Genomic DNA, 21,471 nt, shown 5'->3' with positions numbered 1-21,471 from the left:
CAAATTATTGTTACTTCGATTATACAAGAAAAAAAGAATAAAAATAAGGACCTTAGTAAAAGAAAATAAAATGTAATGAAATTGAAATAATTATTTTTTTTCTTCTTCATTAATCAAACGTTTAACAATGTGAAAATCTCCTTCGTACGGTAGCTCTTTTCCTTTGTATTTCATCATTTTTTCAATCCCTTTGCCAGCAATAATAACTGTATCATTTGCTTGTGCTTGGTTAAAAGCTGAGGTCACAGCTGAAGTCCGGTCAAGCGCTGACTGAATTTCGACCTTAGGGTTTGTGATCGCTGCTTTTATTTCTGCAGCAATATCGGCGGGATCTTCAAAATCTGGATCATCACTCGTTAAGATAGCTATGTCTGCGCATTCTGACAATGCTTTGCCAATATCGGGCCTGCGTGAAATAGCCTTGCCGCCTGCACTGCCTGTGACGATAATCGTTCGTCCATTTGGCCGTAATTCATGGGCAAATTGACCGATGGAATGGATACTAAGATAGTTATGCGCATAATCGACAAAAATGTAAGCACCATTTGTTTTTTCTAACAAATTCATACGTCCAGGAATTTGAGTCAATGGCAAACTTTCTTGACAAGTTTCTTTTGTTGCATTGGCTAATCCGCAAACTAAAATTGCCGCTGCAGCATTTTCGTGGTTGAATTGTCCAAATAAAGATAGACGGTAAGTGCCGTTCATATTTAATGTATCCTTATTTGCTGCTGTTAATTGAAATGAACGCTCCTTGGTTTTGTCTATTATGCGGTAAGTACCATTTTTATGCCCATAAGTGTATAAAGGAATCTGATGATCCTGGCACGTTTTTTCTAAGATAGAAAATTGATCACTTTCGTAGTTAATGACCATTTGTTTACTATTTAATAATAGTTGTCTTTTACAATTAAAATAATCTTCAAATGTCGGATGTTCAATAGGACTAATGTGATCAGGACTAATATTTAAAAAGACTCCTGTTTCAAAAGTAAGGTTATAAACGCGTTGGGTTTTATAAGCTTGCGAGGATACTTCCATTACTAAGTGGGTCAGTCCATTTTGACAAGCTATAGCCATTTGTCGATATATATCAAGCGCTTCAGGAGTAGTCAATTTAGATGGGAAAAAAGTCGTACCATCCAAAGTTGTTTCTTCTGAGGAAAATAATGCGACTTTTTTGTCAAAAGCATCATCTAACATTTTTTTTACAAAATAAGCTGTAGTAGTTTTCCCTTTAGTACCAGTAATGCCAATCTTATATAATTTATCTTGAGGATTATGATAAAAACTTTGAGCAATTATTGCCATGGTCTTTCGAATATCACTAACAATTACAGCCTGTGCTGTCGTATCATATTTTATCTCAGAGACATAAACCTCAACGCCTTTATTTATGGCGTCTTGTAAAGAAGCTTTTTTAAAATTGTTTCCTTTACAAAAAAATAAGGTGTTTTCTGCTAAATCGCGAGAGTCATATGAAAGATAGGTAAAATCGTAATCGTTTAATTGGTTTGTTTTTAAAGGTTCTTTTAATAAATCTTTATCTGCTAAAAGTTGGCAGAGTTGTTTAAGAGTCATTGAATACATGATTATACACCTTGCTTTCTGGTAAAAACTTCTCAACTATTATAGCATAGGAGAAAGAAAACGGGTATTTTTGCTAAATTTTTTTAATGAAAGCAAACGTTTGTAAAAATAGTTTGCGATTGCTGATGTTTCGAATTAAAATAGGAACTATGTATGAAGAAAGTTGGAGAAGATAAGCATGATGAATAATAAAGACCCCGAAACACCAGAGTTAACAAATGAAGACAAGATGGCTCGCGGTTCTGCATGGATGACAGTTGGTAATATTGGTTCACGCCTTTTAGGTGTCATTTATCTTTTGCCATGGATTTATTGGCTCGGTGATGATTACTTGCCAGCCAATGCCCTGTTTAATATGAGTTATAATATCTATGCCTTATTTTTAATGATTTCCACTGCAGGACTTCCTTCTGCGATTGCTAAACAGGTGGCTTATTATAATTCAATCAATGAATATCGAGCCAGTCAGAAGCTTTTTATGCGTGCTATGCAATTAATGCTAGGTTTAGGAGCATTTTTTGCGGTTATTATGTACTTTGCGGCTCCAGCACTGGCAGAAAATGCTGGGGGCGGAGTGGACTTAATTCCTTCTATGCGTTCATTAAGCGTAGCCATTCTAGTTATTCCATTAATGAGCGTTATCCGTGGCTATTTCCAAGGACTGCAAAATGTTGCGCCTTATGCCATCTCTCAATTAGTTGAGCAAATCGCTCGAGTCCTTTATTTATTAATTGCGACCTTTGTTATTATGCGTTTAGGTAGTGGAGACTATGTGTCGGCAGTGACACAGTCAACGTTTGCTGCTTTTATCGGAGCATTAGCTAGTATTGCCGTACTGCTTTATTACTATCAAAAGGAAAAGGGCAGGTTGGATGTTCTAGCAGAAATGAGCCCCGGCAGAGTAAAAGTAAACACCACAAGATTGTTGTTGCAAACAATTAGAGAAGCTGTGCCTTTTATTATTGTTGGTTCAGGAATTACGATTTACAAATTAGTGGATCAATATACGTTTATTAATGTCATGGAACGCTTTACTGAATATTCGAATCAGCAGTTGCAATCTTTATTTGCTTTGTTTAGTGGGAACCCGGATAAATTAGTTATGGTTGTGATTGCATTAGCGACTTCTTTAGCAACTGTAGGGTTACCTTTAGTTACTGAGGCATTTGCCAAAAAAGATCAGCCAGGTTTGGCGAGATTAGTTAGTAACAATTTGCAGTTATACGCTTTTGTTATGTTTCCGTCAACATTTGGGATGATGTTACTAGCCTATCCTTTAAATACTTTATTTTATCAACCTAATCGTCTAGGAGCTAGTCTTTTGATAGCTGTTAGCTTTTCCGGTTTATTATTAGGGTTGTTTATGCTTACTTCAAGCATGTTACAGGGGATTTATAAAAATTCTTCTGCTGTTCTTTACTTTGCTATCGGGCTAGTTGTCAAATTTTTGACGCAGTTTTTAAGTATTTATATGCTAGAGTCTTATGGACCTGTAATTTCTACTATCCTTGGATTTGGTGTGACTTGTTATTTAAATTTACGTAAATTACACAAAGAAACTAGGTTTAATGTGGGATTAACTTTTCGTCGTATAGTATTAATCTTTTTATTGTCGATGGTTATGCTGGCTTTTGCTGCTATTACCCGTGGAATTTTCGGTATGCTATTTACGCAAGAACGCAAAATCCAATCTTTTGTTCTGATTATTATTGTCGCAGCCATTGGTGCGTTAGTCTATCTCTATATGACGTTAAAAATACGATTAGCTGATAAACTTTTGGGTTCAAAAATGGCTTTGTTACGTAGAAAGTTACGAATAAAATAAAAAATGATGAGTTCGAAAATCTTTTTGATTTTCGAGCTTTCTTTTAAGCGAGGAGAGAAAAGGTATTGCGTTTAGACAAGTATTTAGCAGATATGGACTTTGGTTCTAGAAAAGAAGTGAAGCAATTGATAAAAAATAAACGGGTGACCGTTAACGAAAAAGTAATTGCTTCCGACAAATTTCAAGTTAATGAACATAAAGATCAGGTAACTTTAGATGGTGAAGAAATTGTTTATCAAAAATATTTTTATTATATGTTAAATAAACCCGCAGAGGTAATAACCGCTACGATAGATGATTTTGAGGCAACAGTCTTGGACCTCTTTTCTGACCAAGACTTTCGCTCGGATCTTTTTCCGGTTGGGCGTCTAGACAAAGATACCGAGGGTTTACTCATTATTACTAACGATGGAGCACTTTCTCATCGTTTGCTTTCTCCTAAAAGGCATGTGGAAAAAGAATACCTAGTTAGAGTACAGGGGATCATGACAACAGTGGATATTGAAAATATCGCCAAAGGATTAAAGATTGATAAAGGAGAAATTTGTTTGCCAGCAAAACTTATCATCGATCAAATTGATGAACAAAAGAATGAGTCAATCGTTCGGTTAGTGCTACATGAAGGAAAATTCCATCAAGTAAAAAGAATGGTTTATGCACTTGGCAAAGAAGTGATTTATTTAAAACGAATCCGCATGGGCGCTTTGGCCCTTGACGAACATTTAGAACTTGGAGATTACCGTCAATTAACCGAGGAAGAAGTAAAATTACTAGAAGGCAAATAAAATACTTTTACCAAAGGCCTGGATTAGCTACGACCGTAATTTGTTCTTGCGTAAATGGATGAAGTAATTGCATTTCATAAGCGTGTAAGGCCAAGCGCTTTTCTTTTTTGTTTTGGTATAGCGGATCGCCTACAATTGGATGACCTATACTTGCCAAATGAACTCGTATTTGGTGGGTTCTACCCGTAGCAAGACGGCAGTAAACCTTACTGTTTTGTTCATTTGCTTGGTGAACTTTTACATAGGTAATCGCTGTTTTCCCTCGGTGTTCGTTTATGATTCGCTTACGTTGATCATGACGATCACGACCAATTTTTTTATCGATGGTACAGTTTTGTGTTAATTTTCCCCAAACAATTGCTTGATAGTATCGATAAATTTTCTTTTTTTCTAAGAGTCTGCCTAAGATGGGGAGTACAAGCGGATTTTTGGCAAACAAAATAGCACCTGATGTTTCTTTATCTAAACGATGGACGACATACGGTTGAGTATTCTTCTCAGCTAAATAAGCGGTTAAATCATTTAAGAGGGTGCCTGTTTCTTCAGGTTGATTAGGGTGTGTTTTTATCCCAGCGGCTTTATTGACAATAATTAAGTGTTCATCTTCGTATAAGATGTTGAGCTTCTCCTTAAAACCAGCTTTTACTTTTTGGTAGCTGTAATCTTCTTTCTCAATCCGTAGTGTGATAATATCATTGGCATACACCAGCTCATGAAATTTTATTGGTTGATGATTACGCCAAACGTTTTTACGAATACGTAAAAAATGTCGTACTTTTCGCGGGATGAGCCACTCATTTTCTAATAATTCACGGAGGGTCATCTTTTTTTGTGAATGGGGTAAAACGATTGAATATTCCATTATTTTGCTTCCTTTCATTTCGTTATTGTATCATGTTTAATGCTTTTTTAATAAAAAAGTAAGCCAATTCTGTAAGATAAATGATAAAATATATAAGATTTATAAGTGAAAAATACAACTCAAGCAGTATTTGAGAAAAATAAAATTATGCTACACTTATCACCAGGAGGGAAAAGTAATGGACTTTCAGCGCTTTTTCAGTGCGATAAAAGAATATTTATCGTCGTTTTGGACATGGCTGAAACCATACCTTGTACAGTTTCATCACTGGCGCAAGCGGATTTGGAAAAAATATCATGTCAACAAAATTTTATTATTACTTGCGTTAGTTGTTATCTTAGTCATGAGTATCTATCTTTTTTATATTGCTAAAACGACTAAAGTTCAAGAATTAAAAGCAGGTTTGCAAGAAGAAACGGTCATTTACGATAAACAGGAAAATGAAGCAGGAAGTGTTTCTTCACAAAAAGGCACTTATATCGAAGTCAAAGATATGTCTCCTTATATTGTGGATGCGGTTGTTTCGACTGAAGATCGTAATTTTTATCAACACCATGGATTCGATCTTAAAGGGATCGCTCGAGCAGGATTACGAATGATTATAAGAAGAAATACCTCTGGTGGTGGAGGAAGCACAATTACCCAACAATTGGCTAAAAACGCTTATTTATCGTTGGATCAAACCTTTAACCGTAAAGCCAAAGAGTTATTTTTAGCGATTGAAATCGAAAAAAATTATAGTAAAGACGAAATTATGTCGATGTATTTAAATAATTCTTACTTTGGTAACGGCGTGTGGGGAGTACAAGATGCAGCACAAAAATACTTTGGTGTGGATGCTGCTGATTTAACATTGGGAGAATCAGCAACGATCGCCGGTATGTTAAAAGGTCCTTCTTTGTATAATCCTATTGATAATCCTGAGAACGCCACGAATCGTCGCGATACAATCTTACAGTTGATGGTAGATAATAATAAGATTTCCGAGGAACAAGCTAAACAAGAAGAACAAGTCGCTATGAGTGACTTAGTTCATGATACCTATCAACAAGAAGGTGACGGTTACCAATATCCTTATTATTTTGATGCGGTTATTGAAGAAGCGGAAGACAAGTATGATATTAAAGCGGATGATTTAATGAATCGTGGATATAAAATTTATACTGCACTTGATACGAATTTTCAAAATGGTATGCAAGAAGTATATGATAATAATGGTAATTTTCCAGCTGATGCCCAGGATGGTACGATGGTTCAGTCAGCTTCGGTTGCAGTGGACCCTAATACTGGAGGCATACAAGCGATGGTTGGGCGACGTGGCGAGCATACATTTAGAGGATTTAATTTTGCTACCGATATGAAACGTTCACCTGGTTCAACGATCAAGCCATTAAGCGTTTATACGCCTGCGCTTGAAGCAGGTTATATGCCAGATAGTGTATTAAAAGATGAACCGCAAGATTACTATGATGCGAAAAATTTCGACGGCGAGTACCAAGGAGAAGTTCCAATGTACCAAGCGGTAGCTCGAAGTTTGAACTTGCCAGCTGTTTGGCTGCTACATGAATTTGGTTTAAATAAAGGCTATAACAAGACAAAAGAATTCGGCATTGATTTAACGAGTTCTGATAAGTATTATGGGTTGGCCCTAGGCGGATTAGAATATGGAACTTCGCCAATGAAAATGGCCGGTGCTTATGCAACTTTTGCTAATGGGGGAACTTTATATCCGCCTCATTTGATCACAAAGATTGTTGACGCCAATGGAGCAGTGATTGTGGATAACACAAAACCTAGTGGTGAAAAGATTATTTCAAAAGAAACATCTAATGAGATGAACAGTATGCTCTTGGGAACATTTTCGAATGGAACAGCTGCAAATGCTAACCCTTATGGTTATACAGTAGCTGGAAAAACAGGTACTACAGAAACAGATTATGATCCAGATCAAAATAATGACCAATGGATCATCGGTTACACGCCGGATACTGTGATATCTACTTGGTTAGGATTTGAAAAAACCGATGAAGAACATAACTTTAGTGGTACCAGTGGAGATGTTGTTGGCCAAGTTTTTAAAGCACAGGCAGAAAAGATGCTGCCTTATAGTAATAATACGCCATTTGAAGTCGCGGACGCTTATGCGACGGGAGGAAAAGTGACAGCTTCATCAGAAGAAGAGGAAGGCTCTTCAGAGGAAGGAAACGACGATTGGAAACAAGACGTTGATCAATTTACTGATAATGCTAAAAAAGGAATGAACGAATTTGGTGAACGTGTAAAAGAAGGCGGAAAAGAATTAATTCGAGGGTTTAAAGAACGCTTTAATAACAACAATTAGCCATTCAAAGTTGAACATGTTACAATAAAACAAACAAAGAAAAGGTGAGGATATTTTTTATGGCAAATATTTATGATACAGCGAACCAATTAGAACGAGAAATTCGAGAATTAGAACCATTTCAAGAGTTAAGTGCCTCTTTTGATAACTTGAAAGAAAATGAAGAAGCTTATCGTTTATTTAAAGACTTTCAATCATTTCAACAAGAATTACAACAAAAAATGTCACAAGGCGAAGATATGACAGACGATGATGCACAAAAAGCACAAGAAATGGCACAGCAAGTTCAACAAGAGCCTTTAATTAATGACCTAATGCAAAAAGAACAAGTTTTTAGTACAACAATTAATGACCTAAACCGAATTATTATGACACCTTTAAGAGAATTATATGAAGGTTAGTAATAAGGGGCTGTGACAAGTAAAGACAAGACAAAATACCCGAACTATATTTGATGATATTTCCTAATTGTCGTGAATTTTCGACGAGTAACCGCAGGAACAATCTCTCTTATAGTTCGGTTATTTTATTTTTAAAGGAACTGCCCCTTTATTTTGCCTAGGTATTACTCAGATAAAAATAAACTATTTTTTCTGAAATTCTATATTTCAATACTTATGTGTTATGTGACAAGTATAAAAACGCTCGGTTGATGGATGGTAATAAAGGCTGTATCTGATTTAGACACTTTATTATTTCCAAAATTGATACCATTTTTTATTTTTTTGTTTTAAAGAAGCTAGTTCAGTTTCCAATGCTTCTTTTTCTTGATGAAGGGCTTCTGTTTGTTGTAATTGTTCCTTTAGTTGGGCCAATTGTTCGTCTTTTTGTTGTAGTTTTTTGTCTAAATCTTCTTCTGAAGAGTTTTCTTCTTTAGGTGCTTCAAGTGATAGGTATTGATGCATTTCTTTGATCAATTTTTTGTCTTCAGCATTTAATTGTTGCTGTTGATCGACTAATTTATGCAACTGATCAATTTGCTCGTCCTTTTTGTTTAGTTGTTCGACTAGGTAATCAAAAGAAGGATTTACTTGTGACTCCTCAGTGTCTTCTTTATTTTCTTTGATATCATCTCCTAAATCATCAATAATTTTTTGTATTCCAGTGTTCAGTAAATAGATTGTATTATTTTCCTTGAAATAATCTTCTTCCGGTAATTTTTTGTAGCGATAGATAATTTTATCTCGTGATACATTTAGCTCATTGGCTAATTGTGTTAATGTCTTCCCTGTTTCCTCTGTCATATTGTAAGTCTCCTTTATTTTACTAATGCCTTTGGTAATACCGCAGGATTGCCTAGGTAAATTTTAGCATATTTAAATAAAAAAAACGACTCCTTATTTATTTTTTTACTCACTTATCGATGACGTGTCAATTTTTTCCTTGTTTATTTAATAAAAGAAATTAAAAATTGAGCAACTTTGTTAGAATCTTTTTGTCTTATAACAGTTAGAATATACAAAAATAGTAAAATAAAGATCAATAAAAGAAGCAAAATAAACTAGACTCAGTTATAAAAATGAAAGTTTCTTTTTAACGATTCTTTAGAAGATCATATAGCAAGCTAAAAAGGCGAAAATTTGTTCGCTTTTGGCTGACTTCTTCCCAAAAAAATGCTAAAATAAAAAACAAAAAGGAGAGTCGTTACTGTGTTACATTTTATTCATTGTGCGGATTTGCATTTCGATCGTCCATTTGAGGGTCTGCATCTGATTGCAGAAAAAAGCAAGGAATTACCTAGGGAAAACGCTCAAGTGTTGAGTAACATTGTAACATTTGCGATTGCCGAATCTGTTGATTTTGTACTCTTTGCGGGAGATACTTTTCATCAAAATAAACCTACTTTAAAAACGCAGCAACAATTTTTTCAACAGATGGAACGTCTTAATGAACGAAATATACCAGTATATATGATCTTTGGTAATCACGATTATTATGAAAAGGAACGTTATTGGTTTGATTTTCCAACAAATGTACACTTATTTAAAGAAGAAAAAGTTCAGACTTTTACCGGACGTACACAAAGCGGGGAGATTTATGCAATTAGTGGTTTTAGTTACCTACATCCGTATATTAGCCAAGAAATGGTGAATAACTTTCCTATAAAGCAAGAAAAATATCATATTGGGATATACCATGGCGATATGATGAGCGAGCATTTTGCACCTTTTCAATTAAAAAATATGAAAAATAAAAATTATGATTATTGGGCGCTGGGCCACATCCATGCACCTACGGTTCTTTCTGAAGAAGATGCCATTTTATATGCAGGAACTCCTCAGGGTCATACTCAAAAAGAAGAGGTAACAGGGATTAATCTTGTGACCATAGACAATGGAGGAACTACCTGGCAAACTAAAGATGTTTCAGCTATTACATGGAAAAAACAAAAAATTTCTTTAAAAGGGATACAGCAGCAAAAATCTGTGTTAGAAGAGATAACTAGTACTTTCCAAAACTCAGAAAAAGCATTGGTTAAACTTAGCCTAAACGATACGAAACTTTTACCAAAAAATTGGCTGCAAGACAGCGAATTGTACGAACTAATCGAATATATTAACGAATATTTAATAACTCATCATTTTCAGCAATTAGTTTATCAAATTGAAGTGGATGAAGACACGAATACGGAGAAAATCGATGTTCCGGCGGATAAAGAGCTACTGGACCATCTCTTAGCTATATATCATGAAAAAGACATATTTAACGAAACAATCAGTGAACTTGCAACACATCCTTTAGTCAGACAGGCAATTTCATTAGAACAATTACAAGAAGAATCATTGTTTAATATGCAACGACAGTTAAAGAGTGAAATTAGTTGGAGGAAGCTAGATGGAATTAAAGAAAGCTGAAATTACAGGCTTTGGACACTACCGTAATCAAACGTTTGAGTTTTTATCTGGTAACCAGCTTTATTATGGAAATAATGAAGTAGGAAAGTCAACCTTGTATCAATTTATTTTAGCTATGCTTTTTGGATTTCCCAAACGGAGTAACAAAAAGAAGGATTATACTCCAAGGGATGGGGCTGCTTATGGTGGTCGTCTCTGGCTAAGAGTTGAACCTTATGGAGAAATATTAATTGAACGTTATCGAAAGATTAACCGGGGAAAAGCCAAGCTGTTTATTGAGGGAAAACCAAAAGATGAAAAAGTTTTATCTAGTATTTTAGCACCATTAAATAAAGAGATTTTTCAAGATGTCTTTACCTTTCAACAAGAACAGCTTTCTCAAATTGATCGTTTACAAGAAAAAGAATTACAAGCGTCTTTGGTTTCTTTAGGGATTACAGGAAGTCAGCAATTAATGGAAAAGATACAAACTTATCAGAAAGAAAATCAGCATTTGTTTAAACCACGCGCCAAAAAACTTGTTTTAAACCAACAGTTAAAAGATTGGCAAGCGTTAAGAAAAACAATTCAGCAACAAGAAGCAGAAGAAGAAAATGTCCAAAAAGCCTATCAAAAAAAGGCTCGTTTTGAGCAAGAATTACAAAAATTAACTGATGAGCGAAACGAGTTACAAGCAGAAGAGAAAACCTTGAATCAACAAAAATCTCATTGGTCACTATACGAAGAGTGGCAAGTTTTACGTAAGATGAAAAAAAGTCAAGTAGAAGAAAAGGAGCAAAAAGAACTTCGACGTTTCTATCATGACTATCAAGCTCTTACGGAAAAAATACAAAAAAAAGAAGAAGAGTTAGCTCAACTTGAACATGGTCAAGAAACAGATCGTTACTTTTTTTATTTAGACCATGAAAAAGAAATTCAAGATTTATTGAAACTAGACATTCCTATTATGCGATTGCTTGATAAAGAGCAAGGCCTTTTACAAGAAAATCAAGAGGATGAACAAGTGTTTTTTACCTTGAATCAAAAATGGGGATGGACGGAACAAATGCCTCCGCATTTAGAAGCTTCTGTTGATTCTTCGGTTGTTAAGGTTGAACAATTATATGAACAAATAAAGCAAAAAGAGCTGCAAATTCAGTGGTTAGAAGAAAGAAAACAACTGATTGAAAAAGAGATAGATCAACTGGAAAAAAAATACCCCGATTTACTAAATCCTTCTCCCAAAAAACAAAATCTTCCTTTTTTTATTTTGGTAAGTGGTCTTATTTGTTTTACTGCAGGGGTATTTTTGTCAAAACCATTGAACCTAATCGCTTTTATTGTAGGTATGGCTGGTATAGGTATAGGCTTATTAAAAAGTTATCAAAAGAAAAATCCTTCTACAAAGGTGAAACCAACATGGCAAGAAAAGTTACTGCAGTTAGATTCTTATTCAGAAGAAATTTTTAATGAAGAAAATATTTTAAAAGAGTTACGTCAGCAAGAACAAAGGTATAGTACTAAGTTACAAGCGACTTTAGGTCATAAAAAGGAGGACCAAAGCTGGCGTAGTTTAATTCAAGCTTATCAAGAGGATCAAAAAAAGTATGAACAGACAGTGTCAAATAACGCTTATTTACAAAAACAATTAGTAAAGATAAAGCAGCAAAGAAATGACCTAGAGTCTCGATTTCATTTTTTAGAAGAGTGGCTGCCACTAGCTAACAAACAACTACAAGAAAAACAAGAAATTGTAAAAAAGTTTGCTTCTCAAATGCAAGAAACAAAAATGACACGTTTGCAACAGCCAAGTACATTACTTGCGCAGCAGTTAAAGCAAAATAAAGAAGAACGAGATCAATTATTTACCGATTACGCTGCTTTGTTAGGAAAAGTTGGGTTAGAACAACCAAATGAAATTCCATTATGGATAAAACAATGGGAAGATAGGCAAAAAAAATTGGAGAGAAAAGAAGAATTAGCTGCTATTTTACTTCCTATTTTTCCAAAAGATATTACTTATGAGCAATTGATGGAATCTTTAAAAAGCAACCAAGCAAGACAAAAAGAAATTCAAGAGCTAAATAATCAGTTACTTGAAGAAAAACAACGTTTACAATTGCAAGTTGAATACTTACAAAAAAATGGTACCTTAGATAGGCTCTATCAAGAAGAAAATCGGAGATTATCAGAGATTTATGAAACAGCATTGAAGTGGAGTACGAATCAATTATTAGCGGCTTTTTTGAGCGACTTGGCATCTGAACTATCTGAACAACAGCTACCTCAATTATTTAAGCAAGCTTCTTATTATTTTTCTTTATTAACAAATGGTCGCTATCAAAAAGTAATGTTAGTAGATGGAGTTATAAATGCTGCTTCAAAGCAAGAAAGTTTTGCGATTTATGAATTATCGACTGGAACAAAAGACCAATTGATTATGGCTGTGCGATTTGCTTACCTTTTTATGCAAAAAGAACGCAGTATTTCACCGGTAATTATCGATGATGGATGGCTCCATTATGATAGTACGAGGAAAGCAAATTTGGCTAAGCTACTTTGTGAATTTAGCAAAAGTTATCAAATCATTTGTTTGTCATCTGATAAAGAAATGGTAAGCTATTACCAAGAGTTAGAGCAAAATGTTATTAAATTTTAAGTAAAGGATGTGAAAAAGCGTTGCTTGCAAAAACAGGCAATCGATAAATACAATGAAAAAAATTCGCGAGTTAGTTGTAGACGAAGAATTTCAAGGATTTGTCTTAATAAAAAATGCAGATGTTCGAGTTGCAAAAAACGGCAAAAAGTTTATTGCTTTTACATTTCAAGATACTTCAGGTTCTATCGATGGAAAATTTTGGGATGCTTCAAATGAGGAAATCCAACGTTTCGAAGTGGGCCGAGTCGTTCATCTTACAGGGAAAAGAGAGATTTACCAAGGAAATCCCCAGATGAAAATTTATAAACTGCGGCTGACTAATCCTGAAGAGCCCAATGATCCTAGCTTATTTATGGAGCGTGCTCCAGTCAAAAAAGAAGCTATGGAAGAAGATATAAATCAGACATTATTTGAAATTACCAATCCTCATTGGAACCGAATTGTTCGCTTTTTATTAAATAAATATAAAAAAGAGTTTTTTGAGTATCCTGCTGCAAAGAAAAATCACCATGCGTTTGCTAGTGGTTTAGCCTATCACACCACGACAATGTTACACCTAGGTAAAAGCCTGGTACAAGAATATCCTCAATTAAATGTTTCTTTGCTTTACGCTGGGATTATCTTGCATGATTTAGGCAAAGTGATTGAGTTAAGCGGTGCTATGGCAACTGAATATACAGTGGTAGGAAATTTGGTAGGACATTTAGTTTTAGTAGATGAAGAGATTACTAAGGCTTGTTTAGCTTTAAAAATTGATGAGCATACAGAAGATATTGTCATATTACGTCATATGGTGTTAGCTCACCACGGTCAATTGGATTATGGCTCACCGGTAAGACCGCGTTTAATGGAGGCAGAAATTTTACATCAAATTGACAATATGGATGCTTCTATGCAGATGCTGACAAACGCTATCTCTAAAACAGAAGCAGGTGAATATACTGAACGAATCTTTGGGTTAGAAAATCGAAGCTTTTACGTTCCTAAAAATGTTGAATAAATTGTATTCTATCATAAGAAAATACCGCAAGAAGCTTTATTGTATGCTTTCTGCGGTATTCTTTGTGGAAAATTAATCGCTAGATTCTTCAGTTTTAGTTGTGTCCGTTGATTCTTTATCTGTGGCATCAGTAGAGCTATTGTTTTGTTTGTCATCAGCTGCATCAGTAAATTGACTTAAAATATCACTGAAAGCTTCATCTTTAATTTTTACATTAGCATCTTGTAACTCTTGGCCGATAACTTTTGTCGTAAATTCTTGGTCATTTATCTTGTTATCAGTAGCAATTTTTTCGATTTTATCTTTATATTTGTCCATATCATTGCCTTTATCTTGGTTTTTATTCATTTTCAAGATATAATAACCAGTTCCATAATCGGAGTTAACTTCAATTGGATCAGAGATATCGCCATCTTTCATGTCCCAAGCTTTTTCTTTTACTTCATCAGGAACTTCTTCGGCAGAAGTTGTAGAATCAAATTTCACTTTTCCGTTGTCATCTTTAGAAGGAGCGATAGATTCGTCTTTAGCAATTTTACCGAAATCAGCATCATCTTTGTCCACTTCTTTTTTCACTTTTTTTGCATCATCTTCTGAAGAAACGGCAATAATTTGCGCTTCTACTTGTGGGTGGTAGGAGTCCCAAGCTTCTTTTAAGTCATTATCAGACAAATTAACATGAGCTTTTAGTCCTTCTTGTACAGCCAAACTTTGTTTATAAGTTTCTTCTAATTCTTTTCGGCTCATTTGCGAAGCTTTTAGTTGCTGCTTTAAGGTATCCTCATCACCAAAGGTATCTTTGATTTGTTTGTCGACTTCGTCGTCTGAAACTTTATCACCGTATTTGTCCATAAAAACTTGCGATATAATCATGTCTAATACAATTTGTTGGCTGTTTTGATCGGTCTTTGCTTTATCGTAAAAATCGCTTACGGTAATTTTGTCGCCTTTCATTGTTGCAATCTCGTCATCTTTATCTGAATTTCCAGAGCAAGCTGCTAAACTTACCACACCTAGCAAACAAGCTAGAGATAAAAACCATTTTTTCTTTTTCATAAACACACGCACTCCTGTTATTTATAGTTTAAATATTAACAGGATTTACTATATCACAGTTCATTTGGTATTGGAAAGCTTTGCTAGAAACTTTCCAATAAAATTCAAACAATCCACACAATTTTTTAAGAGGATTTTTGTGTAGAGTTTTCAGCAACTTCTTCAGTAAAGTCAGCAATATGGGTTTGTAGTTCTTGTGCTTGTTCGTTAACCCGGTCTATACGTGGTTCTGCTTGGAATTTGAATGCTTCAATATCTTTTTGCAATGAGGCCATTACTGAAGGAATTGTTTCTTGAATCGTTTTTTGGGTATGGCTCATTTCTTTGCCAAAATTTTTGACACTTTGCTGTAATTCTTTAGCTGAATCAGTTGCTTCATCAAGGGAATCGCTGACTTCATCCAAATATTCTTTTACTAATTGTTGTGTTTGTTTACCGCTTCTAGGTGCCCAAAGCAAGCCTCCTACGCTGCCTGCACAAGCTCCAAAAAGAAGTCCTTTAAAAAAGTTTTTTATCATATTATTTCACCTGCGCTTTAATGGTCTGAGAAATTTTTGTCATTTCTTCTGGGCTACATTGTTGTGAGTGATCACCAAAATGGATTGAAAAGTCGTCATCTTTTCCGTAACGAGGAATCAGATGTACATGAGAATGAAAGACGGACTGATAAGCAATTTCTCTATTATTATTTAAAATATTTATCCCTTGAATTTCTGGAAAAGCTGTTTGTAAAGCACGAGCAATTTTAGGAAGACGTGTGAATACGTCAGCTGCTAATTGTTCATCATATTCAAAAATATCGCTAACGTGCTTTTTAGGAATAAGTAAGGTATGTCCCTTCGTTACTTGTGACATATCTAAAAATGCATAAATTTTGTCGTCTTCGTACACTTTATAGCTAGGGATCTCTTGATCTTTGATTTTACAAAAAATACATTCGTCCATAGTACGTGTCCTCCTTTTTTATCTTATCCTTACTTTACCATATTTTTTTAGGGATAACATCAATTGATACATTTTGCTTCTAGTTCTAGGAAAAAAACATATTTATATGTTATTGGTTGAAAGAAAACGGATTTATCAGTACAATAGTTTGAGAAGAAGCGAGGGGGAAATAAAAAGATGTCAGTTCTTACTTTAACGGATACTGCAGAACAGGTTACCATAGCTATACGAGTAAAAGATCGGGATAAAATGATTGATTTTTATAAAGATATTATTGGTTTTACTTTAAAAAGAGAAGAAAACACATTAGCGATTATGGGTGTAAAAGAAGATGAGACACAATACCTATGGTTAGAAGAAAGTCCTCGGGCTAAAGAACATTTTGGAGAAGTTAAAAAGCTTAATCAATTCACTCTAGAAATTTCCAACTTAGAGGAATTAGGTGATGTATACCACCGATTCAAACAAGCGAACTATCCTATCGTAGCTACTAACTATGAAAAAAAAGTACGGGTACTAGTAGATGATCCAGAAGGGAATCGTTTAGAAATCGTCGCAAGTAATGATAACCAAGCAGTGAAAAATGATGAGCAGCTTTTAGCCTTGGCTACCGGAAAATTTGTAACTTTGTCGCCAAAGATTTCATTGCAAGAGGTCCAACTGAATGTTAATGAACCAAAAAAGGAAGAAGAATTTTTACAAAGTGTCTTAGACTTTCACCTAGGTAAAGAAGAAAGTGGGAAAGATTCAGATTTCAATGTTATTGTAAATCAAACAGATAGCACAGTGGCTGGTATAGAAGGTTCTGAGGTGTTAGGACTAGAAATTATTCGCTTTGTTGTAACGGAGGAAGTAATCGCTGCGATAGAAAAACAATTTATTGAACAGCAACAAGATTATTATGTTGATAAGAAAAAAACGATACTTACTGTCTATGACCCTGCTGGTCTTGAATGGTGGTTTGTTCGTAAAAAATAACCACTGGCGCGCGTTTTTTACGCGTGTTTTTTAGTCTCTTTTCTTTGTTTCTATAGGAAATGTTTAGAGAGTTAATTGATAACAGATAGCAAGGAGAAAAAATGTATTCAAAAACACAGAAAAAAATTTATGAGGGAAGACAAAACGGTATCTTTTCTGGAGCTGTCTATCGTTTTATTAGTCATAAGGAAAGATGTACAGGAGTACTGGGAAATGCAACGGTTCTTCCACAAAAAGAAGTAATGACTAAAGAACATTTATTTGATGTTGCTTCTTTAACGAAAGTGGTGTGTACAACTACTGTTGTACTACGCTTATTAGAAAAACAAGTGATTTGTTTGGAAGACAGCTTACAAAAGTATCTGCCTCAATTTCAAGATAGCCGAGTGACCTTGCGTCATTTATTAACCCATACGGCTGATATTACGACATGGATAAAGCAGCGCGATCAGCTAACGAAAGAGGAGTTAAAACAGGCGTATTTATCGGTACAAGCAGGAAATCAATTAGGAAAAAAAGTCAAGTATACTGACAGCGGAATGATTTTGTTAGGTTTTATGCTGGAAGAAATTTTTCAAGAAGATGTGACTACTATATTTAAAAAAGAAGTATTTCTCCCGTTGAACATGACGAATAGCTTCTTTCCCCCAATACAAAGGAATAAAATCGTACCCACACAAAAATTAGCAACTGGACAAATTTTAAAAGGACAAACCCACGATCCTAAAGCACGTATCTTACATGAGCATGCTGGAAACGCTGGATTATTTACTACAGTGGATGACCTTGAACACTTTGTACAACTTTATTTAAACCAAACGGACTTTTTAAGTCCAAAGACAATTAATTGTTTATTACAGGATCAAACACCATTGAAAAATGGAAATAGAAGTTTGGGCTGGGATCTAAAAGACAAAAATAAGGTTTTATTTCACACCGGCTATACGGGAACTTTTTTAGCAATTGATCCATTAAACCAGCAAGCATTTATTTTTTTGTCCAATCGTATTCATCCAGAAGACCATAAAACGACTTACATTAGCTATCGGGATGAATTAGTTTGCTGTTATCTAAAAGAAAAAGCTTCATCTGGTATGTTATAATTGAGTAGAAATTAATGAAAATGAGGTGTATTCATGGAACCATTATTTATGGAACCTGTATTTCAGGAAAAAATTTGGGGCGGAAATTCATTAAACACTATATTCGGCTTTGAACTCCCTAGTGAAAGAGTCGGAGAAGATTGGGCAATTAGTGCTCATCCTCATGGCGTTAGTACGATCAAAAACGGTCCTTTTAAAGGGCAAAAGCTAGACCAGCTTTGGCAAGAACATCAGGAATTATTTGGCAACCAACAAGGAGACGTTTTTCCACTATTGGTTAAAATTTTAGATGCTGCAGATGATTTATCTGTACAAGTACATCCAGATGATTCTTATGCTTTAAAACATGAAGGTGAATTTGGGAAAACCGAATGTTGGTATATTATTGATGCTAAACCAGGAGCACAGATTATTTATGGTCATAATGCGAAATCACGTGAAGAACTAGCCCAAATGATTAGAGAAGAACGTTGGGACGAATTATTTAATAGGGTTACTGTAAAAAAGGGAGATTTCTTCTATGTGCCAAGTGGAACGATCCATGGCATTGGAGAAGGCATCATGATTTTAGAAACACAACAAAGTTCAGATACTACTTATCGAGTATACGATTATGATCGTACAGATAAAAAAGGGAATGCAAGAGAGTTGCATATTGATCAATCGATAGATGTAACTACTGTGCCAGCTCGAAAAGAGTCGTTAAATATTTTAGAAAAGAGACAAGGAGAATCCTCGGTAATTACCTACCTAGAAACTGAGTTCTTCAATGTATATGAGTGGCAAGTTCACGGTATTTTGAAATTAAAAAAACAAGCGCCTTACACTTTAGCAACCGTTACAGATGGTTTTGGTCGATTGATTGTTGAAGGTAAAACTTATGAATTGACCATGGGAACAAGTTTTATTTTACCTAACGATATTGAAAGCTGGGAAGTTCAAGGCGAAGCAACTCTAATCGCTTCAGAACCAGGAAAAAACGTTTAAATGATAAATAATGCAAAAATCCAGCTCTGTTACGCTGGATTTTTTTGTATTATTTTTTTATTTACACATGTTTTATATAGAAAAGAAAATGCTTCTAGAGAAAATCTTCTTTGTCTATTTAGAAAGTTTACAGTATATTAACTGTTTTTAGTTTGCACAAATAGATCATCGGTTAGTGTATATTTTTTATGATAAACTTCAAGTGTCAGAGGAGTACCATGGTTTAAATGCAACTCTACCTCTTCATTACTTACTTTGATAAATAGTAGACGATGACGATAATTGATATGAAAAGCATAAGATTGCCATTTTTTTGGTAATAAAGGCGCGAAACTCAATGTCTCATCAAAAGTTTTCATTTGAGCAAACCCTTGTACAATAGCAAGCCAGCTTCCTGTCATAGAAGTGATGTGTAGTCCGTCTTGTGTATCGTTATTATAATTATCAAGATCTAAACGGGCCGTTCGTTCATACATTTCTAATGCTTTGTCTATTTCCCCAATTTCGGCTGCTAAAATAGCATGCACACTAGCAGATAATGAGGATTCATGGAGTGTCATTGGTTCATAGAAATTAAAGTTGCGCCTTTTTTCCTCTAAAGAAAAGTGATTACCAAAAAAATATAAACCTTGGACAACGTCTGCTTGTTTGATAAAACAAGAGCGTAGAATCCGATCCCAAGACCAGTGCTGACTTAGAGGCAGCTCATTTTTAGCGAGGACATCTTTTGTTTTAAGATCTTTGTCCAAAAATGTATCATGTTGTACAAAAATTCCTAATTGTTCATCTACAGGAAAGTACATATGATCAATAATATCTTGCCATTTTTCTTGTTCCATTTTTGGAAGGCTGATGGTTATTTCTTTTTCATATTTTTGATAATTATCTAGGGTATATTGTAATACCCAACTAGCTATTTTGTTGGTATACCAGTTATTATTTACATTGTTTTCATACTCATTGGGTCCTGTAACACCATGAATCATATAGCTTTTATTTCTTTTGGAGTAATGCACTCGATCGGCCCAAAATCGTGAAATGGCGATAAGAACTTCTATGCCTTCTTTTTTAAGATAAGAAGTGTCTCCTGTATAATTTGTGTAGTTATAAATCGCATAAGCAATTGCGCCATTACGATGAATTTCTTCAAAGGTAATTTCCCATTCGTTGTGACATTCAATGCCATTAAAAGTTACCATAGGATAAAGTGCGCCTTTTAGACCTTGTTTGTCCGCATTATAATAGGCTTGAGGTAATTGATTATAACGATATTTCAGCAGATTTTTAGGCACTGATGGTTCTGCTAAAGCTAAATACAAAGGTAGAGCAAAGGCTTCTGTATCCCAATAAGTTGCTCCACCATATTTTTCACCGGTGAACCCCTTAGGACCAATATTTAATCGTTCATCTTCGCCATAATACGTAGAAAAAAGTTGGAATAAATTAAAACGAATTCCTTGTTGTGCTTTGTCGTCGCCTGTAATAGCAACGTCGGCTAGTTCCCAACGCTTATGCCAAGCTTCACTGTGTTCTGCTTTTAAAGTAGAAAAATCAGTGCCATAAGTTTGTAACAATTTTTGCGCTTGTTCTATTTGCTTTTCTTCGGGTACATTCCGACTGGTTATTACTAGGACTTCTTTTTCTAAGCGAACGGTTTGACCAGTCTCTAGAAAAAATTCAAATTCATTACTAATAAATAAGGGTTCTTTTTTAATCTTTTTTGGCTTTAAATTATGGGTCATGCTGGTAGTAACGACAAATTGTTCGATGCCAAAAGGATTTTCAATTGTTTGAGTAGTTAAAGAACTCAATTTTTCAGACACTTCTTTATTTCGCTCTTGCCAAAAAGTTTCTCCATAATTACTGTCTTCATTTTGTACATTACTGTCTAATTTTGAGACGACATAAATCTCAGCTGTTCCCTGTAATACCTCAGCTTGTAGGGTAATACAAGCTAGCTCTTTTTTTGTGATACTGATAAAACGTTCAAAAGAAAACTTTACCTGGGTATTACCTAGGTCTACGACGAATTGACGGGAAAGGATCCCATCATACATATTTAATTCTACATAAAAATCTTTATAATTACAGTTAGCCAAATCTACTCGAGTATCGTTAACAAAAATGTCTAAGGCAATAAAGTTAACTGCATTAATAACCTTGCCAAAATAGTCAGGATAACCATTTTTCCACCAGCCAACTCTGGTTTTATCTGGATACCAGACCCCTGCAAGGTAAGTTCCGCCATGGTGATCAGCACTGTAATATTCTTCAAAATTCCCGCGCATTCCCATATAGCCGTTACCCAGGCTAGTGATAGATTCATGTAGTCGTCGCTTTGTTTTGTCAAGCGTGGAGGTAGAAATTTTCCAAGGGTGAACGTCTAATGTAGCTCGTGTAGTTTCCATAGCATTTCCTCCATTTAAAGTTACTTAGTATATTTATTGTAGTTGAAAACGCATACAATAGTCAATTGCTTTTTAGAAGGAACAATCTTTTATTGATA

General features: G+C 34.8%; 16 protein-coding genes and 1 pseudogene. 10 read left to right on the top strand and 7 right to left on the bottom strand.

Annotation, left to right across the window (positions count from 1 at the left end; genetic code table 11):
* Positions 1-90: 90 nt before the first annotated feature.
* Positions 91-1,590, bottom strand: a complete 1,500-nt coding sequence (gene murE, locus TS1_RS02610) for a UDP-N-acetylmuramyl-tripeptide synthetase (protein ID WP_068707533.1) — start codon at positions 1,588-1,590, stop codon at positions 91-93.
* Positions 1,591-1,768: 178 nt separating this feature from the next.
* On the opposite strand from murE, the gene TS1_RS02605 reads away from it, so the two are divergent.
* Both TS1_RS02605 and TS1_RS02600 read left to right on the top strand, forming a co-directional pair.
* The gene (locus TS1_RS02605) at positions 1,769-3,415 is read left to right on the top strand and encodes a putative polysaccharide biosynthesis protein (protein ID WP_068707531.1); all 1,647 of its coding nucleotides are present in this window, start codon (positions 1,769-1,771) and stop codon (positions 3,413-3,415) included.
* A gap of 65 nt (positions 3,416-3,480) precedes the next feature.
* A complete protein-coding gene (locus TS1_RS02600; RefSeq protein WP_068707529.1) occupies positions 3,481-4,200 on the top strand; it encodes a pseudouridine synthase in 720 nt (239 codons plus the stop codon).
* Positions 4,201-4,207: 7 nt separating this feature from the next.
* Here the strand turns inward: TS1_RS02600 and TS1_RS02595 are convergent, their stop codons facing one another.
* Positions 4,208-5,062, bottom strand: a complete 855-nt coding sequence (locus TS1_RS02595) for an RluA family pseudouridine synthase (protein WP_068707527.1) — start codon at positions 5,060-5,062, stop codon at positions 4,208-4,210.
* Between the two features lie 178 nt (positions 5,063-5,240).
* Here TS1_RS02595 and TS1_RS02590 point away from each other — a divergent pair, with 178 nt between their 5' ends.
* A complete protein-coding gene (locus tag TS1_RS02590) occupies positions 5,241-7,403 on the top strand; it encodes a PBP1A family penicillin-binding protein (protein WP_068707525.1) in 2,163 nt (720 codons plus the stop codon).
* A 59-nt stretch (positions 7,404-7,462) separates the two neighbouring features.
* Positions 7,463-7,804 carry a YlbF family regulator gene (locus TS1_RS02585; protein WP_068707523.1) on the top strand — a complete coding sequence of 114 codons (342 nt, stop codon included), beginning with the start codon at positions 7,463-7,465 and terminating at the stop codon, positions 7,802-7,804.
* Positions 7,805-8,095: 291 nt separating this feature from the next.
* On the opposite strand, the gene TS1_RS02580 is transcribed toward TS1_RS02585, so the two are convergent.
* Positions 8,096-8,647, bottom strand: a complete 552-nt coding sequence (locus TS1_RS02580; RefSeq protein ID WP_068707521.1) for a hypothetical protein — start codon at positions 8,645-8,647, stop codon at positions 8,096-8,098.
* 405 nt (positions 8,648-9,052) lie between these two features.
* Here TS1_RS02580 and TS1_RS02575 point away from each other — a divergent pair, with 405 nt between their 5' ends.
* From TS1_RS02575 to TS1_RS02565, 3 genes are read left to right on the top strand one after another with little or no spacing between them, the layout of a single operon-like run.
* On the top strand, positions 9,053-10,258 hold the full coding sequence (locus tag TS1_RS02575) for a metallophosphoesterase family protein (RefSeq protein ID WP_068707519.1): 1,206 nt from the start codon (positions 9,053-9,055) through the stop codon (positions 10,256-10,258).
* Positions 10,239-12,896, top strand: a complete 2,658-nt coding sequence (locus tag TS1_RS02570) for an ATP-binding protein (RefSeq protein WP_068707517.1) — start codon at positions 10,239-10,241, stop codon at positions 12,894-12,896. Before TS1_RS02575 ends, TS1_RS02570 begins: the two co-directional genes overlap by 20 nt.
* Before the next feature lie 52 nt (positions 12,897-12,948).
* Positions 12,949-13,896: a 3'-5' exoribonuclease YhaM family protein gene (locus tag TS1_RS02565; protein WP_068707515.1), complete on the top strand. Its 948-nt coding sequence runs from the start codon at positions 12,949-12,951 to the stop codon at positions 13,894-13,896.
* A 72-nt stretch (positions 13,897-13,968) separates the two neighbouring features.
* Here TS1_RS02565 and TS1_RS02560 read toward each other — a convergent pair whose 3' ends face one another.
* The 3 genes and pseudogenes from TS1_RS02560 to TS1_RS02550 all read right to left on the bottom strand — a co-directional run.
* The gene (locus tag TS1_RS02560; protein WP_068707513.1) at positions 13,969-14,952 is read right to left on the bottom strand and encodes a peptidylprolyl isomerase; all 984 of its coding nucleotides are present in this window, start codon (positions 14,950-14,952) and stop codon (positions 13,969-13,971) included.
* A gap of 125 nt (positions 14,953-15,077) precedes the next feature.
* A complete protein-coding gene (locus tag TS1_RS02555; protein WP_068707511.1) occupies positions 15,078-15,470 on the bottom strand; it encodes a YtxH domain-containing protein in 393 nt (130 codons plus the stop codon).
* Position 15,471: 1 nt separating this feature from the next.
* Positions 15,472-15,903: pseudogene (locus tag TS1_RS02550) on the bottom strand (HIT family protein); the annotation flags it as partial.
* Between the two features lie 171 nt (positions 15,904-16,074).
* On the opposite strand from TS1_RS02550, the gene TS1_RS02545 reads away from it, so the two are divergent.
* The 3 genes from TS1_RS02545 to manA all read left to right on the top strand — a co-directional run bounded on the left by TS1_RS02545 (position 16,075) and on the right by manA (position 18,965).
* Positions 16,075-16,875 (top strand): VOC family protein, encoded by an 801-nt coding sequence (locus tag TS1_RS02545; RefSeq protein WP_068707506.1) that lies wholly within the window; start codon positions 16,075-16,077, stop codon positions 16,873-16,875.
* A 101-nt stretch (positions 16,876-16,976) separates the two neighbouring features.
* Entirely contained in the window at positions 16,977-17,978 is a 1,002-nt protein-coding gene (locus tag TS1_RS02540; RefSeq protein ID WP_068707504.1) for a serine hydrolase domain-containing protein, read from the top strand.
* 33 nt (positions 17,979-18,011) lie between these two features.
* Entirely contained in the window at positions 18,012-18,965 is a 954-nt protein-coding gene (gene manA, locus TS1_RS02535; protein WP_068707502.1) for a mannose-6-phosphate isomerase, class I, read from the top strand.
* 137 nt (positions 18,966-19,102) lie between these two features.
* Here manA and TS1_RS02530 read toward each other — a convergent pair whose 3' ends face one another.
* On the bottom strand, positions 19,103-21,373 hold the full coding sequence (locus tag TS1_RS02530) for a glycoside hydrolase family 65 protein (protein WP_068707500.1): 2,271 nt from the start codon (positions 21,371-21,373) through the stop codon (positions 19,103-19,105).
* Positions 21,374-21,471: the final 98 nt, after the last annotated feature.

The organism is Tetragenococcus solitarius NBRC 100494, from assembly GCF_001544195.1.
Taxonomy (GTDB): Bacteria; Bacillota; Bacilli; order Lactobacillales; family Enterococcaceae; genus Tetragenococcus; species Tetragenococcus solitarius.
This window is presented reverse-complemented; position numbering and strand designations above follow the sequence as displayed.

Bases quoted from the DNA above. Each gene is read 5' to 3' on its own strand.
- murE (WP_068707533.1), bottom strand. From the start codon at position 1,590: ATGTATTCAATGACTCTTAAACAACTCTGCCAACTTTTAGCAGATAAA.
- TS1_RS02605 (WP_068707531.1), top strand. From the start codon at position 1,769: ATGATGAATAATAAAGACCCCGAAACACCAGAGTTAACAAATGAAGAC.
- TS1_RS02595 (WP_068707527.1), bottom strand. From the start codon at position 5,062: ATGGAATATTCAATCGTTTTACCCCATTCACAAAAAAAGATGACCCTC.
- TS1_RS02590 (WP_068707525.1), top strand. From the start codon at position 5,241: ATGGACTTTCAGCGCTTTTTCAGTGCGATAAAAGAATATTTATCGTCG.
- TS1_RS02585 (WP_068707523.1), top strand. From the start codon at position 7,463: ATGGCAAATATTTATGATACAGCGAACCAATTAGAACGAGAAATTCGA.
- TS1_RS02580 (WP_068707521.1), bottom strand. From the start codon at position 8,647: ATGACAGAGGAAACAGGGAAGACATTAACACAATTAGCCAATGAGCTA.
- TS1_RS02570 (WP_068707517.1), top strand. From the start codon at position 10,239: ATGGAATTAAAGAAAGCTGAAATTACAGGCTTTGGACACTACCGTAAT.
- TS1_RS02565 (WP_068707515.1), top strand. From the start codon at position 12,949: ATGAAAAAAATTCGCGAGTTAGTTGTAGACGAAGAATTTCAAGGATTT.
- TS1_RS02560 (WP_068707513.1), bottom strand. From the start codon at position 14,952: ATGAAAAAGAAAAAATGGTTTTTATCTCTAGCTTGTTTGCTAGGTGTG.
- TS1_RS02555 (WP_068707511.1), bottom strand. From the start codon at position 15,470: ATGATAAAAAACTTTTTTAAAGGACTTCTTTTTGGAGCTTGTGCAGGC.
- TS1_RS02545 (WP_068707506.1), top strand. From the start codon at position 16,075: ATGTCAGTTCTTACTTTAACGGATACTGCAGAACAGGTTACCATAGCT.
- TS1_RS02540 (WP_068707504.1), top strand. From the start codon at position 16,977: ATGTATTCAAAAACACAGAAAAAAATTTATGAGGGAAGACAAAACGGT.
- manA (WP_068707502.1), top strand. From the start codon at position 18,012: ATGGAACCATTATTTATGGAACCTGTATTTCAGGAAAAAATTTGGGGC.
- TS1_RS02530 (WP_068707500.1), bottom strand. From the start codon at position 21,373: ATGGAAACTACACGAGCTACATTAGACGTTCACCCTTGGAAAATTTCT.